Raw genomic sequence first — 16,332 nt, forward strand, 5'->3', positions numbered from 1 at the left:
GGTTACTCCGCCACGGGGCGGCCTCGCACGACGCAGACTTCGTGGTAAAGCGCCACGTCGGGATCCTGATCCAGCAGGCGCTGCGCGTCGTGGGCCGAAAGCCGCTTCTTGCCGTCTTCATCGGCAAAGAAGTAGCACTTGAATTCCCTTTCCAGGTCCGTCCCGTGCAAGGCGCCTTCAAGAGCCACGAAGAAGGAAATGTCCGTTCCCGCATCCTGCCGCACGATTTGCGACGCGATCTTTTCCGGCTCGAAGCCGTTGGCCCGGAACATCTCGAAAATCAGGCCGGTGCCGATGCGGGCGCCGAAATTCATGACGACCTCAGCGTGAGGCGCATGTTCGCGAATCCGGCGCAGAAGGGCCTCGTTCAATCCCATGCCCACGGCATTGAAGGGATATTCGTCGAACATCGCCCACGGATAGTAATGCGCGATATGATCGTGTGCCTGCTCATCGGCCCCTTCGGGCAGGGAGACGGACTGCTCTTCGCGGAAGGCGGAAAAACGCTCGTCGTTGGGGTCTCCCACCTGGGGCAGACAGGCAATGACGACATCCGTTTTCGCAATCTTCGCGCGGGCTTCATCCGTGTCGATCAGGCTGACCGCGCCTTTGACCGGCTGAAACTGACCGGCATGTTCGGGTGAAAGGCTGGCGAGGTTGCGTTCGGCCAATTCGATCAGGCGTGGATCCAGATCGCTGCCGTAAAAGGCGGAGGCCCCGCAAAAGCGGAGTACGAAAGCGGCGTTGATCCCCGTTCCGATGCCGACTTCGTAAACGGTTTTTCCTTGTAGCTCGGCCCGCTCCAGACCTTTTTGGAAAGTCTGCGTCCACGGGTCGCGCGGATCGAATGCATAATTGGGAGCTTCGGGTTTGGGAGCGGGATTGTCCTGGTCGGGAATTGTCTCTGTGCCAGCGACAATGGTCATCTCGTTTCCTTCTTTTTGATCGCAACACCCCTCAAATGTTGCTTCCCCGACACCGTAATTGTTGCTTCAGCAACAAATTCCGCCGGTTATGTGGCAATATGCCCGGGGTATTTCAGGCAAGGTATCACTTCAAAGCAACAACCGGGCCAGGATCGCGCAAGCGCTCCCGGCCTCAAGGCAATTGCCGTATCGCTCTCATGCCTGGCGGATCACTGCCTTGTGGCGGACATCAGGCGGACGCGGCCCGCGGCAGATCCCAGCGAACCCGTAATGCGTTCAACGTCGCAGTTTTCGCCGACCAGAACGCCGATGCGCGGTTCGCCGTCCTTGCTCCCGACCAGGGCCTGCTTGATGCGCAGGACAGCCGATGCGTTCGAAAGGCCACTACAATCCAGGTTGCGCGTAACGTGCATTCAACTTGCTCCTTGTTGGCGGGCCTGCGCAGTGACAGGGCCACAAAGCCGAGCAAAAACACCCGACGTCAAAACATAGCTCTCGCCCTGTTTCCGCAATACGGACCAGCATCAAAGGGTGGCGCAGTTTCCATTTTAGGCAGGCAAAGAGCAGTAACAGACTGCCCATGAAAATCCCGCAGACGAAATGACCGTCATATGACGGCACCAAGAGCGCTACACCGCCGCACTCTCCCAAGGGCCTGCAAGCCAGAACTTACTCGCAGACAAACTTTAGTTATATTTTCTAAAAGAAAACCAATCTTCGTTGGAATTGGCAACAGGCTATGTAGGCGGGCATGCTATGTCAAGCGCCTTGGGGGCATTGATCGGGCAGGCGGCTCCGCGCCTTCGCTAGTCGCGAAAGCCCGGGTCAAGGCGGTCGAGCAGCCGCATATGCGCATCCCATTCAAGCTGCACGTCGCCATCGTCATAGGCCATCTGGTCGATCTGCCCGGTGGCGCGGCGCATGGTGGCTTCGTCCAGTTCCTGCAGCGGCAGTCCCATGGCCAGGGCCGATTCCTGAATCTCGCAGGCCCGGCACAAGTTGAACATGTTGGAGAACATCTGCGCGGCACTCGGGCCCACAGTCAGCAGACCGTGGTTCCTGAGGACCAGTGCCGGATGCGAGCCGAGGCTGGCCACGATCCGTTCCCGCTCGCCCAGGTTCAGCGCAACGCCTTCGTAGTCGTGATAGCCCAGCCGTCCATGGAACTGCAGGGCGATCTGGTTCGTGGGCAAGAGGCCGTCCGCGAGGCAGGATACCGCAACGCCCGAGCGGGTGTGCGTGTGCATGACCCAATGCGCATCGCTGCGCCCGGTATGGACGGCGCTGTGAATGGTGAAGCCGGCGGGGTTCACGCGATAGGGGCTGGAGGCGGCCTTGTTGCCCTCCACGTCGATTTTCACGAGCGAGCTGGCGGTAATCTCTTCCCACATGAAGCCATAGGGATTGATCAGGAAATGCCCCGGCTCATCCGGAACGCGCGCGGTGATGTGCGTGTAGATGAGGTCGGTCATCTTGTAGTGGGCCGCCAGCCGGTAGCAGGCGGCGAGATCGACGCGCGCCTGATATTCCGCATCGCTGATTGCAGGCGTTTCGCAACTCGTTGCCATGATATCCTCGTTCGTCGCGGACGCGCATGCCGCGCCCTTTATGCAGGAAGCCCGGACACCCGCGTTAGGGACCCGGCGCGAGGCCCTTGGGCCTAAGGCAGAGGGGCTCCCGCTTTGTTGACCGGTGTCAAACTCGCTCCTATACGTTTGTATAATTCTGGCGGCGGCGCAAGGGCGAAGTTGCCGGACGGCACGGACGGCATATTGCCTGCGGCATGCGAAAACGATTTTCAGGAGACCTTGCAAGATGGCGAACCCGGGAACGATCCACGGCGTTCTGTTGAGTGATACGTTCGATCTGAAGTCGTTCTACAATCTCGATCTGGCGGGGCGGGCAGACGATGTGCGCCTGTTCAATCCCGATGAAGTGACCGATCCCGCGGCGATCCGTTTTGCCGTATGCTGGCTGCCCGGCGCGGAGGCGTTCGCGCCTTATCCGAATCTCGAAATGGCCATGTCTGTCGGCGCCGGTGTCGATGATCTTCTGGGCCACCCCGGGCTGGACGGCGGCGTGGCGATTTGCCGCGTCCGCGATCCCTATCAGGCCGATCTGATGGCAGGCTTTGCCGTGCACGAAGTCCTCCATGTGGAGCGGGACTTTCACACTTATCAAGGGCACCAGTCCGCAGCCCGGTGGGATCCGCTGCCGCTGCGTCCGCCCCATCACCGGAAAGTGGCCGTTCTGGGGCATGGTTCGATGGGGGCTGCAGTGACGCAGGCGCTCGCCGCGCTGGGGTTCACCGTGAGCGTAGCCTGCCGCCGCCCGCCGCGTGAGCCGGTCAAGGGCGTGGCTTATTTCACCGGAGAGGACGCGATCGCGCAGGCCGTTACCGGCGTGGATACCGTCGTCAACGTGCTGCCGCTGACCCCGCAGACGCATGGCATTTTGAACCGGAATATGTTCGGCAGACTGGCACCTGGCGCCTGGCTGGTACAGATCGGCCGGGGCGAGCACCTGCATGCGGAGGATTTCGTCGCCGCGCTCGACAGCGGGCAGCTGAGCGGCGCCAGCCTCGATGTGTTCGCGCAGGAGCCGCTGCCGCCCGGTCATGCGTTCTGGCAGGACCCGCGCTTGCGGATCACCCCGCATATCGCCAGCGACACCACGCCCCATGTCGTGTCCGAACAAGCGCTCCAATCGGCGCGCGAATTGCTGGCAGGCAAGCCGCTCAGTCTGGCCGTAGACCGGGCGCAGGGATACTGAGAGGACGGTTCCGGCCTCTTGATGTATTGTTATTCATTTGTATAACAGTGGATGCGGAGGCGGAAGTGCCGCCTCCTTTCAGGACGCCAGCACATGAGCCGGAAAGCGTTTCAGCGCCTCACTCTTGATGACCGCCGCCGCAGCTTGATGGAAGCGACGCTGGCCTGTGTCGCGCGCGATGGCCTGCATGGCGCGACGGTGCGCCGCATTACCGAGGAAGCGGGCGTCACGGTGGGCCTTGTCCGGCACTATTTCGGCAGCAAGGACGAACTGGTCAAGAATGCCTACGCCTATCTGATCGGACAGCTTACATCGCAGGCCAGCGAGAGTTCCAGGCAGTGCGAGGGCGGGCCCGAGGCGCAGCTGGGCCATTTCCTGCGCGCCAACATGACCCGGCCCAACTTGTCCGAGCGCAACGTTTCGCTCTGGGCCACTTTCATCGGCCGGGTCCGGTACGACACCTATTTCGCGGAGATCCACCGGGAAGGATACCGGGAGTTCCTCACCGTGCTCGAAACGCTGATCGAGCCGGTGCTGGCCGCCCATGGCCTGCCGCACGGCGCCGCAGTGTGCAAACGCCATGCAATCGCGCTCAATGGCCTGATCGATGGCCTCTGGATGGAAGGCTCGCTGAATTCGGGCCTCTATAACCAGGCGATGCTGCCGGACCTTGCCATTGAGTCCGGAGAGCGCCTGCTGGGTCTCCCGCCCGGCACCCTTTCGCAAGCCCCGACACTTCAGGAAGAGCAGAGACAGATATCATGCGTTACGCCGGAATAACCGATCGCCTTGCGGGCCTTGGCGGAGAGAAGTGGGCGATCCACAACGCGGGCAGAGTCAAGGCGGCGGCCGGTGAGGAGATCATCGAGCTGACGATCGGCGAACCCGATATCCCGGTCGATCCCGAACTGATCCGGGTCTGCCATGAATCGATGCTGCGCGGGCGCACGCACTATTCCAACGGCCGCGGCGAATCCGGCCTGCTCGATGCCATCGTTGACAAGTACCGGCCGCAATATCCCGGGATCACCACCGGTAACGTTCTGGCTTTTCCCGGCACGCAGACCGCGCTCTATGCCGTGATCAGCGCGCTTGTGGGCGAAGGGGAGGGCGTGCTGATCGGCGATCCTTATTACGCGACTTACGAAGGGGTGGTGCGCGCGCCGGGGGCGGTTGTCGAAGCGGTTCCGCTCAAGATCGAGAATGGCTTCGTCATGCAGCCCGATGACTTGCGCGCGGCGATCACCGAAAAGAGCCGCGTGCTGCTGCTGAATTCGCCGCACAACCCTACAGGGGCGCTGCTGGACCGCGATACGATTGCCGAACTGGGCAAGATCGCGTGCGAGCACGATCTCTGGATCGTTTCGGACGAAGTCTACGAAGATCTGATCTTCGTCGATGAGGATTTCGCCTCTCCGCTGGAAATCGAGGAACTGCGCGAGCGCACCATTGTCGTCTCGTCCATATCCAAGACGTATGCGGCAACCGGTTTCCGCAGCGGCTGGGCGGTCGGCCCCGCGGAGTTCTGCGACAAGCTGCTGCCGATTTCCGAAACGATCCTGTTCGGCAACCAGCCTTTCATCGCCGACATGACCGAAGCGGCACTGCGCGGCACGTTCGATACCGCCGAGCGCATGTGCCGCAGCTATGCGTCCCGCGTCGATCTGATAACCACGGCTCTGGCTTCAAGCCCCAGCCTTACGGCGGGCAAGGTCTCGGGCGGTATGTTCATCATGATCGATGTGGCGCGGACAGGTCTGGACGGTGAGCAGTTCGCCTGGGGGCTGCTGGAGGAGCAGGGCGTGGCGATCATGCCCGGCACGTCCTTCGGCGAGAACGCCAAGACGCTGATCCGTGTGGCTCTGACAGTGCCCGGCGACGTCCTGAGCGAGGCGATGAAGCGCATCAATGCCTTTGCCGCATCGCTTGCGGACGCCCGGCAAACGGCTGCGGCGCAGTGACGTCCCGGGGAATGCCGTTCCGTATTGCCCCGTCTGCGCTGCGGAGTTGATTTCGAGCATGACGGGCGCGGATGGAAAGCGTATAGGCCTTTGGCGATGCTGCGGCTGTTTGCCTTTCTGATTGCGTTTTGCGCGATGTCTGGTCTTCTGGGCCAGGGCGTCGCTGCGGCGCATGGCGTGCCGGCGGCCGCGGCGATGCAGGGCTGCGCCCACATGACCGCCATGAAGCACAGCCGTTCCATGCATCATGACATGGCGGAGGCCCGCTCGATGGAAGGCTGCGATGATTGCCCGATGACGGGGCATCGCGGAAAGCCTTGCCCCGATACCCATCACTGTCTGGCCATGCCAGGGACGGCGCTTGCCCTTCCGGCGGCGGAGACGGTGTCGCCGGCTCCGCGCAAGGCAGCCCAGAGGCATCTGGCTTTGCTGACGGCAGAACTGAGCGGGCTTGCCGCTCCTCCCTTTACCGAACCGCCCATCCTGTCTGCCTGAAACCGCGCCGGACGTGATCCGGCAGCAGGGATGGCATGGCCTGCGTGCGCCTTTCGAAGGCGTGCCGGGCAGGGCCGGTGCCGTTCCCGTGCTGCCGTAACGCCCGCCGCGCATGTCCCATCAGGTGCTCGCGCGGCAGCTAGCGGCTGCCCGTGAGGGAACAGGAATCTTCATGCGACTATTCATGGCCCTGCCGCTTCTGGCAGGATCGGCCTGCCCTGCGATGGCAAGCCCGCTGACGTTCGAACAGGCGCTCGAACGCGCACAGGCCAATGCACCGGCGATCACGGCCAGAACGGCCGAAGTCTCCGCGCGCGAGGCAAGCGCCATAGCCGCCGGGCAATTGCCGGACCCGCGCCTATCGCTCGGTTTCGATAACCTTCCGGTATCCGGACCGCCCGCCTTCACGCTCGACGGTTCGATGATGACGGCACAGCGCGTGGGGCTGCAGCAGGACGTTCCCAATCTTGCCAAGCGTCATGCCCGGGAGGCGGAGGCGGATGCTGCCACCGGGGTGGCGCAGGCCCGGTCTGCCGTCACCCGGCTTGATGTGAAGGTTGCCACGGCGGCGGCCTGGATCGATCTGGCCTATGCAGGCAAGCGGCTGACGGCGATCGAGGATGTGCTGGACCGTCTGGGGCCGCTGATGCCGGTGGCGGAGGCGGGCGTTGCCTCGGGCAGCGCCAGGCCGGGGCAGAGCTTGCGCATCCGCCAGGCCATTGCCGGTCTGGAGGACCGGCGCAGCACTATCCTGGCCGAACGGGAGCAGGCGCGGGCCATGCTGGAGCGATGGACCGGCGATGATGAGCCGCAGGCGCAAGGCTCGATTCCCGGCTTTGCCTTCGACCCTGCCGAACTGCGCTTGCAGATCGAGAGCAATCCCCGCGTGCGGGCGGCCGATGCCGGGATCGGAGCCGCTCAGGCGGGGGCGGACCTTGCGCGGGCGGGCAAGCGGCCGGACTGGGGCGTAAGCCTGTCTTTCGGGCATCGCGATCCTGCCTATGGCAATGTCGTATCGGTAGGGGCCAGCATGACGCTGCCGCTGTTTCCCGGGAAGCGTCAGAATCCCCGGATCGAAGCCGCCGAGGCGGACGTGTCCGCAGCCCGCGCGCGGCGCGAGGACACGCGGCGGGCGCTGGCGGCAGAATTGGAGAGGGGCCTTGCCACCCATGCCATGCAACTTGCGCAATGGCGCCGCGCGCATGACACGCTGCTGCCGCTCGCCAGGCAGGAGGCGGATCTGGAAACCGCCAGCTACGGCGCGGGCCGCGTGGGTCTGATCGACGTGGTCTCGGCCGAAACCGCACTGGCCGAAACCGAACTCGATGTGCTGGACCGCGAAGCGCGCGTCACACGGCAGGCTGCAATCCTTCTTTTGACATTCGGGGGTGACGAACGATGAACCCTGTTTCCTTCCTTTCCGTTCCGCGCGCGCGTCTCTGGGCAGGGGGCGCTGCGATCGCGCTTCTGGCAGGCGCGGCTGGTTTTGGTCTTGCCGCTTTGACCCGTGCTCCTTCCGAACAGGCGGCGCCGGAGAATGCCGGCGGCAAGGTGCTCTACTGGTACGATCCGATGGTTCCCAACCAGCATTTTGACAAACCGGGCAAGTCGCCGTTCATGGACATGCAGCTTGTTCCCAAATACGCAGGCGATGCGGGGAGCGAGGCCGGTGTGCGGATCGATCCCGCGTTGACGCAGAGCCTTGGCATGCGCACGGCAGCCGCCCACCGGGGAACGCTGGGCGGCGCGATCAGCGCGACGGGTGTCATTGCCTTCAACGAACGCGACGTTGCCATCGTCCAGCCCCGGGCGGGCGGATTCGTGCAGCGGACCTACAACCGGGCGCCGGACGATCTGATCCGGGCCGGTGCGCCGATCGCGGACCTGCTGATCCCGGACTGGGGCGGCGCGCAGCAGGAATATCTAGCGGCACTGGGCACTGGCGATGCCGGACTGGCCAGCGCGGCGCGGCAGCGGCTGCTGCTGCTGGGCATGCCGGCATCGACGGTGGCCGATGTGAAAAAGCATCGGCGGACCAGAACGGTTTATACGGTTACGGCCCCGATCGGGGGCACTATCTCCACGCTGGACGTGCGGCCGGGGATGACGGTTGCCCCGGGGCAGACGCTGGCACAGATCAACGGTCTTTCCAGCGTCTGGCTCGATGCGGCGGTTCCCGAAGCGGTGGCGGGGTCGGTCTCGCCGGGCCAGCGGGTGACGGTATCGCTGTCCGCCTTTCCCGGCGAGACGCGGCAGGGACGGGTCAAGAACATCCTGCCTCAGGCGGCGGACAAGAGCCGCACGCTGACAGTGCGCATCGAACTGCCCAATCCCGGTCTCAAACTCAGGCCCGGCATGTTTGCGCAAGTGAACTTCGCAGGCAAGGAACGGCAGGCGCTGCTGGTGCCGTCCGAGGCGGTGATCCAGACCGGCAAGCGCAGCATCGTCATGCTCGCGTCCGGAAAGGGCCGCTACCGTCCGGCGGAAGTGCGAACCGGGCAGACGGCCGGAGGGCAGACCGAGATTCTTGCCGGTCTGTCCGAAGGCGAGAAGGTGGTTACTTCGGGCCAGTTCCTGATCGATTCCGAAGCCAGTCTCGCCGGGATGGAGGTGCGCCCCGTGAGCGGCGAAGCCGGTTCGGGCCAGACGGCCAAGGCCTCTTCCTATGAAGCGCGCGGTGTCATCAAGAAGATCGGCCCGGCCGGGGTCACTCTCAAACACGAGCCGGTCCCGGCGCTTGGCTGGCCGGGCATGACCATGATGTTCCATCTCGCCAAGCCCATGCTGGCACATGGCTTCAAGGCGGGGGACCAGGTGCGCTTCACGTTCACCCAGAAAGAGGCCGGGCCGGAAATCCAGAGCATGAGCAAGGAGCCCGGCACATGATCGAACGGCTGCTCGACTGGTCGATCGCCAACCGGCTGTTCGTGGTGCTTGCCGCTATCGCGCTGTCAGCGGCGGGTATTTGGGCGGTACGCACCACGCCGATCGATGCCTTGCCCGATCTGTCCGATGTGCAGGTGGTGATCCGCACCAGCTATCCGGGGCAGGCGCCCCGGGTCGTCGAGGATCAGGTCACTTATCCGCTTGCAACGGCCATGCTCTCGGTCCCGGGCGCGAAGACGGTGCGCGGGTATTCCTTCTTCGGGGACAGCTATGTCTATTTGATCTTCAAGGATGGCACCGATCTCTACTGGGCGCGCTCACGCGTGCTGGAGTACCTCAATCAGGTGCAGGGCCAGCTGCCCGATGGCGTGAACAGCGCTCTTGGGCCCGATGCCACCGGCGTGGGCTGGATTTACGAATATGCACTGGTGGACCGCACGGGCCAGCATGATCTCAGCCAGTTGCGCAGCATTCAGGACTGGTTCCTGCGCTACGAACTCAAGACCGTCCCCGGCATTGCCGAGGTGGCCAGCATCGGCGGCATGGTGAAGCAATATCAGGTCGTGCTCGATCCGGTGAAGCTCGCCGGATATGGCGTGACCTTTCAGGACGCGGTGGCCGCGATCCGCAGGGCCAATCAGGAAACGGGCGGATCGGTCCTCGAAATGGGCGAGGCCGAATATATGGTCCGCGCCTCGGGCTATCTGCAGTCGCTCGACGACTTCCGCGCTATTCCGCTCAAGACCGTTGCGGGCGGCGTGCCGGTTTCGCTGGGCGATGTCGCAACGATCCGGACTGGCCCGGAAATGCGGCGCGGCATTGCCGATCTGAACGGGGAAGGCGAAGTGGCCGGGGGCGTCGTCATCCTGCGCCAGGGGGCGGATGCGCGCAGCGCCATCGCGGCCGTGAAGACCAGGCTTGCGGACTTGCGCAAAAGCCTGCCGCCCGGTGTGGAGATCGTCCCCACTTACGACCGCTCGCAGCTTATCGATGCCTCGGTCGAGAACCTGACCCACAAGCTGATCGAGGAATTCATCGTCGTTGCGGCCGTGTGCGCGCTGTTCTTGTGGCACGTGCGCTCGGCGCTGGTTGCGATCGTGACGCTGCCGCTGGGCGTGCTTGCTGCCTTTACCGTGATGCGGTTTCAGGGCGTCAGCGCCAACATCATGTCTCTGGGCGGTATTGCCATTGCCGTGGGGGCGATGGTCGATGCTGCGGTGGTCATGATCGAGAATGCGCACAGGCATATCGAGCAGTGGACGCACGCCCATCCCGGCGAGCCTCTGGAAGGAACAACCCGCTGGCGCGTCATTGCGGATGCCGCGCGCGAGGTGGGCCCGGCGCTGTTCTTCAGCCTGCTGATCATCACGCTTTCGTTCCTGCCGGTTTTCACGTTGCAGGCGCAGGAAGGACGGCTGTTCTCGCCGCTGGCGTTCACCAAGACCTATTCGATGGCGGCGGCCGCGATCCTGTCGATCACGCTGGTTCCGGTCCTGATGGGCTGGCTTGTTCGCGGGCGCATACCCTCGGAACAGGATAACCCGATCAATCGCTTTCTCACGCGCATCTATCGCCCCGCGCTCGATTGGGTGATGCAGCGGCCCAAGACCGTTCTTGTGGCTGCGGCGCTGGTCTTCCTCACCACGGCCTGGCCGGTGGCCAAGCTGGGGGGGGAATTCCTGCCGCCGCTGAATGAAGGGGACCTGCTCTACATGCCCTCCGCCCTTCCGGGTATTTCGGCGGCGAAAGCGGGGCAGCTGCTCCAGCAGACCGACCGCCTGATCAAGACCGTGCCCGAAGTGGATAGCGTGTTCGGCAAGGCAGGCCGTGCTGACACGGCAACCGATCCGGCCCCGCTGACGATGTTCGAGACCACTATTCGTTTCAAGCCGCGCGATCAGTGGCGGCCGGGCATGACGCCGGACAAGCTGGTCGACGAACTGGACCGGGTGGTGAAAGTGCCCGGGCTTTCCAACATCTGGGTTCCGCCGATCCGCAACCGGATCGACATGCTGGCCACCGGGATCAAGAGCCCGATCGGCATCAAGGTTTCCGGTGCGGACCTCAATGCGATCGACCGCGTCGCGCACCGGATCGAAACCGTGGCAAAGACCGTCCCCGGCGTCAGCTCTGCCCTGGCCGAACGGCTTGAGGGTGGGCGTTATGTCGATGTCGATATCGATCGGCAGGCGGCGGGGCGCTATGGCCTCAACATCGCAGACGTGCAGCAGATCGTTGCCGGAGCGGTGGGCGGGGCCAATGTCGGCCGCACGGTAGAGGGGCTGGCGCGCTATCCCATCAATGTGCGCTACCCGCGCGAGGTGCGGGGCAATGCCGATGCCTTGCGGGATCTGCCGGTGCTGACGCCGTCCGGCCAGCAAATCACGCTGGGCACGGTGGCTTCGCTGCGCATTGCCGACGGGCCGCCGATGCTCAAGAGTGAGAACGGGCGCCTTGTCAGCTATGTCTATATCGATGTGCGCGGGCGCGATCTCGCCTCGGTCGTCCATGATCTGCAGAGCGCGGTCTCGGCCAAGGTGGAACTGCCGCCGGGGATCAGCATCGCCTATGCAGGGCAGTTCGAATACCTCACCCGTGCGGTTTCGCGGCTGAAGATCGTTGTTCCGGCAACGCTTGCGATCATATTCCTGCTGCTCTTCCTGATTTTCCGCCGGTGGGATGAAGCGGCGCTGATCATGGGCACGCTGCCCTTTGCGCTGACGGGCGGCTTCTGGCTGCTCTACCTGCTCGGTTACAGCCAGTCGGTGGCAACCGGTGTCGGTTTTATTGCGCTGGCAGGCGTTGCCGCCGAATTCGGCGTGGTGATGCTGCTGTACCTCAAGCACGCGCTTGAGAGGCATGGTGACAACCCGGGGCGGGCCACTGTTGAGGCGGCGGTTCGCGAAGGCGCACTGCTGCGGGTGCGGCCCAAGGCGATGACTGTCGCAGTCATCCTTGCCGGGCTTTTGCCCATTCTCGTTAGCACCGGGGCCGGTTCGGAGATCATGAGCCGGATTGCCGCCCCCATGATCGGGGGCATGATAACGGCGCCGCTGCTCTCGATGTTCGTCATCCCCGCCGGTTACCTGCTGATGCGTTCGCCGCGGAAATCGCGCTCCGAACGCAGCCTTTCGAAAGGAGAAGTCTGATGAAGCCCTTTGTTGTTACGATGCTGTTCCCGGCGCTGCTGCTGGCGGCGTGCGGGCAGGAGACGCCCAAGGCGCCTGCAAGCCCCGCCACCATGGGTGAAATGCCCGGTCATGACATGGCCGGAATGGGCGATGCCATGGGCGGCAGCGACGCTACCATGCCGATGTCCGGCACGGAGATGCCCGGTATGGTCAGCGGCATGGGCATGATCACGGCCGTCAATCCCGCAGATGGCACGGTTACGATCAAGCATGGCCCGATTCCGGCTGCGCACTGGCCTGCGATGACCATGATGTTCCATGCCGGTCCCGGGCTGCTTAAAGGTATGAAGGCCGGAGACAAAGTGTCCTTCGATCTCAAGCTGGAAGACGATGGCGGCACAATCACGGCTATGAACAAGCAGTGATTGCGTGCCTTCCGGTGTGGATCGTTCCAGGCCCACCTTTGCACATCGATGCCGGGACAGATCCCCCGCTCGCCCGAACTTAATGTTTCTTAATGCCTTCTTGGGCTTCCCCCTTGCGAAAGCGGGGGATAGTAAAGGCGCGATGCACTGGCGTTGCGGACAGTGATGCTGCCTGCCGGAACTGGGGAAACGCAAATTGGAAGGCAGAAAGTGTCGCATCGTTTGATGGCCGCTGGCTCATTTGGTTTTGCGTGTCCGGCCCGATCGCGGCGGATTTCTGTCCGATCGCTTGTTCTTGGCGTTGCCATGGCGGGGCTGGCGGGATGTACTGCGGCTAATTCTGCGCAACCGGAGCTGCCAGGACGCACGCCCGCGCAATGGTCGGAAGTGAAGGCGCGGCCCGTTTCGCAAGACCTTTCGCAGTATTGGACGCAGCTTGACGATCCGGTGCTGACCAGACTGGTCGAACAGGCCATCGCCAACAATCTGGACATGGCGCAGGCAGCGGCGCGGCTCGATCAGGCGCGGGCCGCGCTAAAGGGCGCGCAGTCGCAGTATTTCCCGCAAGTGTCCGGCAATGCCGGTGCGCAGAAGGACGTTGGCGACCTGGCGCGCAAGGATGTGCAATATTCGCTGGGCGGCAGCGCGAGCTGGGAAATCGATCTGTTCGGGCGGATCGGCGGATCGGTGGCGGCATCGCGGGCCGATCTGGCTGCCGCCGGATATTCGCTGGCGGACATGCAGCGCCTCGTGGCCGGGCAAGTCGCGCAAAACGTGATCTCGGCGCGGGCGACGGCGGCGCAGCTGGCGATTGCCCGCTCCACGCTGGCGAACGACGCGGAGAATTTGCAGATCGCGCGCTGGCGCAACGAGGCGGGGCTCGTGTCCAGCCTCGATGTCGAGCAGGCGCGGGGGCAGCGCGCGCAGAGCGCGGCCGCGATCCCGCAGCTCGAAAGCAACCTTGCCGCAACGGCCAACGCGATCTCTACGCTCATTGGCGAACCGCCCGGCCGGGTGCTGGCGCTGCTTGAGGAACAGCAGCCCGCAACAGTGCCGGTGCCGCCCGTGCTCGCCGGGTTCGCGCCTCCGGCCGAAGTGCTGCGCCGCCGCCCGGACGTGCGCGCCGCAGAGGCCTCGCTGGTGGCGGACAGCGCGCGGGTAGGCGTGGCGAAAGCCCAGCTTTTGCCGCTGCTCCAGCTTAGCGGGCAAGTGAATACGGCGGCTCCGCGTATCGGCGATCTGTTCGATATCGTGACGGGCGGCCTGTTCGCCACGGTGTCCCAGCTGATCTTCGATGGCGGCCGGGCGCGGGCCAATGTGCGCGGGGCCCAGGCTGCCGCGCGCGGATCGCTGGCCGCCTGGCACAAGGCGATCCTGACGGCGCTGGCCGATGTGGAAACCGCCGCAACGGCCGAAGACGCAGCGCGCCGCCGCCTCGCATCCACGCGCGAGGCACTCGATGCGGCCAATAGCGCCGCGATCCTCGCGCGCAGCCAGTACCGCGCCGGATTGACCGATTTCGTCACGCTGCTCAACGTGGAAAGCCGGTTGCTTTCGGCCCGCAACGCCGTTGTCCAGACGGAGGCGGCGCGGGCCAGTGCCTTCGTTCAGCTCACGCAGGCGCTGGGCGGCGGATGGACGGCAAGCCAGTATCCGCTTCTGCCCGGCAAAGGCGCTGCAAACTACGGGAATCCTTGATGAACGATCCAGAGACAGGGCAGGCCGCCAGCCAGGATGGAACCGATCTGGCCGAGTTCCTGGGGGAACAGCCCCGGCCGCGCTGGCGCCGCTGGCTCAAGTGGGGGCTGATCGGCCTCGCGGTTCTGCTGCTGGCCTTGCTGATCGCGCGCTGCGCCGGGGGCAAGGGCGAGCCGGACTATTTCAGCGAGCCGGTCCGCAAGGCCTCGCTCAGTCTCACGGTTACGGCAACGGGCAGCATCCGCCCGACCAACATGGTGCAGGTCGGGTCCGAGATTTCGGGCAAGATCGACAAGATCATGGTCGATGTGAACGATCGTGTCACCAAGGGGCAGGTGGTGGCGGTCATAAACACCGATGTGATCGATGACCAGATCCGGCAGGCCCGCGCCAATCTCGATGCCGCAAAGGCTTCGGTCGAACAGGCCAAGGCCACGCTCGATGTCGATGCGGCGCAGCTTGCGCGGCTGCAGACGGTTTACGAGGCCTCGGCGGGCAAAGTGCCATCGAAGACCGAACTGCAGGCCGCCGAGGGTGCCGTCACGCGAGACCGGGCCACGATTGCCTCTGCACGGGCCAACGTGGTTGCCATGCAGGCCACGCTGTCGAGCGCGCAAACCACGCGGTCGCGCGCTGTAATCCGATCGCCGGTTTCCGGCGTGGTGCTGGCAAGGCAGGTCGAGCCGGGGCAGACCGTGGCCGCGTCTTTCAACACGCCGACGCTGTTCATCATCGCCGAGGATCTTTCCGCCATGCAATTGCGTGTGTCGATCGACGAGGCGGATATCGGCCAGGTTCATGCGGGGGACAAGGCGCAGTTCACGGTCGATGCCTATCCGGGGCGCAAGTTCGATGCCGTGGTGGACCGCGTGGACCTGGCCTCCACCAATACGGCCAGCACGCTCAACGCATCGAGCAACGCCGCCGCCGGGGGAAACACGGACACCGTGGTGGAATACGAGGCCCGGCTGACGGTGGACAATGCGGACGGCCTGCTGCGCCCCGGCATGACTGCGACCGCCACGATCGCGACCGCCAGCACCGGGCAGCAGCTTCTGGTTCCCAACAGCGCACTGCGCTTCAAGCCGGACCACAAGAAGAAGGAAGAGGGAGGCGTGCTCAATCCCCAGATCGGACTTCAGCAGGCCGAGCAGCAGGCGTCCATTGGCATCGGCAGCACGCAGCAGGTCTACGTGCTGGAGCCGGACGGCACGCTCAAGCCGATCAAGGTCGTGACCGGACAGAGCGATGGCCGGATGACGGTGGTCAAGGCCGAGGCGCTCAAGGCAGGCATAAAGGTTGTGACCGGGATCAAGGCCAAGGGCACATGACACCTCCCGCGCCGCCGCTGATTGAGCTGGAAGGCATCACCAAAGTCTTCGGCACAGGCGATGCCGCCTTCCAGGCGCTGCGCGGTGTGGACATGCAGATCGAAAGCGGGGATTTCGTGGCCGTGATGGGCCCGTCGGGCTCGGGCAAATCGACGACGATGAACATCCTGGGCTGCCTCGACACGCCCACGTCGGGCGTGTTCCGCTTTCGCGGAATGGAAGTGCAGGCGCTCGATCGCGATCAGCGCTCGCTGCTGCGGCGGCGCTATCTGGGCTTCGTATTTCAGGGGTTCAACCTTCTGGCGCGGACCAGCGCGCTGGAAAACGTGGAGCTGCCGCTGCTCTACCGCGGCGAAAAGAAGTCCGTGCGGCGCGCGGCGGCCATGAAGGCGCTCGATCAGGTGGGGCTTGCGCCTTGGGCAGACCATACCCCGGCCGAACTGTCCGGCGGCCAGCAGCAGCGCGTTGCCATTGCCCGCGCGCTCGTAACCGAACCGGATGTGCTGCTGGCGGATGAGCCTACCGGTAACCTCGATACCGAACGATCGGCGGAAATCATGCACCTGCTGCAGGAGCTAAACCGGGGCGGCATTACGATCCTGATGGTGACGCACGAAGCCGAGATGGCGGCCTTCGCGCACAATATCATCCACTTTCGCGACGGGCTGGTGGAACGCATCGAAACAGGAAAGGACGCCTGATGTTCC

Annotated in this window: 14 protein-coding genes; 11 read left to right on the top strand and 3 right to left on the bottom strand. The window is 64.3% G+C overall.

What is annotated here, in order from left to right; translation table 11 throughout:
• Positions 1 to 2 precede the first annotated feature (2 nt).
• From MTR66_RS12600 to MTR66_RS12610, 3 genes are all read right to left on the bottom strand, one after another.
• A complete protein-coding gene (locus tag MTR66_RS12600; RefSeq protein ID WP_243921545.1) occupies positions 3 to 926 on the bottom strand; it encodes a hypothetical protein in 924 nt (307 codons plus the stop codon).
• A gap of 209 nt (positions 927 to 1,135) precedes the next feature.
• Positions 1,136 to 1,339, bottom strand: coding sequence for a hypothetical protein (locus MTR66_RS12605; RefSeq protein WP_243921547.1), 204 nt, complete (start codon positions 1,337 to 1,339; stop codon positions 1,136 to 1,138).
• Between the two features lie 393 nt (positions 1,340 to 1,732).
• On the bottom strand, positions 1,733 to 2,494 hold the full coding sequence (locus MTR66_RS12610) for a class II aldolase/adducin family protein (protein WP_243921549.1): 762 nt from the start codon (positions 2,492 to 2,494) through the stop codon (positions 1,733 to 1,735).
• Positions 2,495 to 2,741: 247 nt separating this feature from the next.
• Between MTR66_RS12610 and MTR66_RS12615 the strand changes: the two genes are divergently transcribed.
• The 11 genes from MTR66_RS12615 (at position 2,742) to MTR66_RS12665 (ending at position 16,326) form a co-directional block, all read left to right on the top strand.
• Positions 2,742 to 3,698, top strand: coding sequence for an NAD(P)-dependent oxidoreductase (locus MTR66_RS12615; RefSeq protein ID WP_243921551.1), 957 nt, complete (start codon positions 2,742 to 2,744; stop codon positions 3,696 to 3,698).
• Positions 3,699 to 3,791: 93 nt separating this feature from the next.
• Entirely contained in the window at positions 3,792 to 4,478 is a 687-nt protein-coding gene (locus MTR66_RS12620; protein WP_243921553.1) for a TetR family transcriptional regulator C-terminal domain-containing protein, read from the top strand.
• A complete protein-coding gene (locus MTR66_RS12625; protein WP_243921556.1) occupies positions 4,460 to 5,659 on the top strand; it encodes a pyridoxal phosphate-dependent aminotransferase in 1,200 nt (399 codons plus the stop codon). The genes MTR66_RS12620 and MTR66_RS12625 overlap by 19 nt, the downstream gene beginning before the upstream one ends.
• A 90-nt stretch (positions 5,660 to 5,749) precedes the next feature.
• Entirely contained in the window at positions 5,750 to 6,154 is a 405-nt protein-coding gene (locus tag MTR66_RS12630; protein WP_243921558.1) for a hypothetical protein, read from the top strand.
• Positions 6,155 to 6,326: 172 nt separating this feature from the next.
• On the top strand, positions 6,327 to 7,556 hold the full coding sequence (locus tag MTR66_RS12635; RefSeq protein WP_243921560.1) for a TolC family protein: 1,230 nt from the start codon (positions 6,327 to 6,329) through the stop codon (positions 7,554 to 7,556).
• Entirely contained in the window at positions 7,553 to 9,040 is a 1,488-nt protein-coding gene (locus tag MTR66_RS12640) for an efflux RND transporter periplasmic adaptor subunit (RefSeq protein WP_243921561.1), read from the top strand. The genes MTR66_RS12635 and MTR66_RS12640 overlap by 4 nt, the downstream gene beginning before the upstream one ends.
• Complete coding sequence (locus MTR66_RS12645) at positions 9,037 to 12,189, top strand: efflux RND transporter permease subunit (protein ID WP_243921563.1); 3,153 nt, start codon at positions 9,037 to 9,039, stop codon at positions 12,187 to 12,189. The genes MTR66_RS12640 and MTR66_RS12645 overlap by 4 nt, the downstream gene beginning before the upstream one ends.
• Positions 12,189 to 12,596 carry a copper-binding protein gene (locus MTR66_RS12650; RefSeq protein ID WP_243921565.1) on the top strand — a complete coding sequence of 136 codons (408 nt, stop codon included), beginning with the start codon at positions 12,189 to 12,191 and terminating at the stop codon, positions 12,594 to 12,596. The genes MTR66_RS12645 and MTR66_RS12650 overlap by 1 nt, the downstream gene beginning before the upstream one ends.
• 306 nt (positions 12,597 to 12,902) lie before the next feature.
• Positions 12,903 to 14,294: an efflux transporter outer membrane subunit gene (locus tag MTR66_RS12655; RefSeq protein WP_243921568.1), complete on the top strand. Its 1,392-nt coding sequence runs from the start codon at positions 12,903 to 12,905 to the stop codon at positions 14,292 to 14,294.
• Complete coding sequence (locus MTR66_RS12660; protein WP_243921570.1) at positions 14,294 to 15,625, top strand: efflux RND transporter periplasmic adaptor subunit; 1,332 nt, start codon at positions 14,294 to 14,296, stop codon at positions 15,623 to 15,625. The genes MTR66_RS12655 and MTR66_RS12660 overlap by 1 nt, the downstream gene beginning before the upstream one ends.
• A complete protein-coding gene (locus MTR66_RS12665; RefSeq protein ID WP_243921572.1) occupies positions 15,622 to 16,326 on the top strand; it encodes an ABC transporter ATP-binding protein in 705 nt (234 codons plus the stop codon). The genes MTR66_RS12660 and MTR66_RS12665 overlap by 4 nt, the downstream gene beginning before the upstream one ends.
• The last annotated feature ends 6 nt before the right edge of the window (positions 16,327 to 16,332 follow it).

The organism is Novosphingobium beihaiense (genome assembly GCF_022832375.1).
Classification (GTDB): domain Bacteria; phylum Pseudomonadota; class Alphaproteobacteria; order Sphingomonadales; family Sphingomonadaceae; genus Novosphingobium; species Novosphingobium beihaiensis.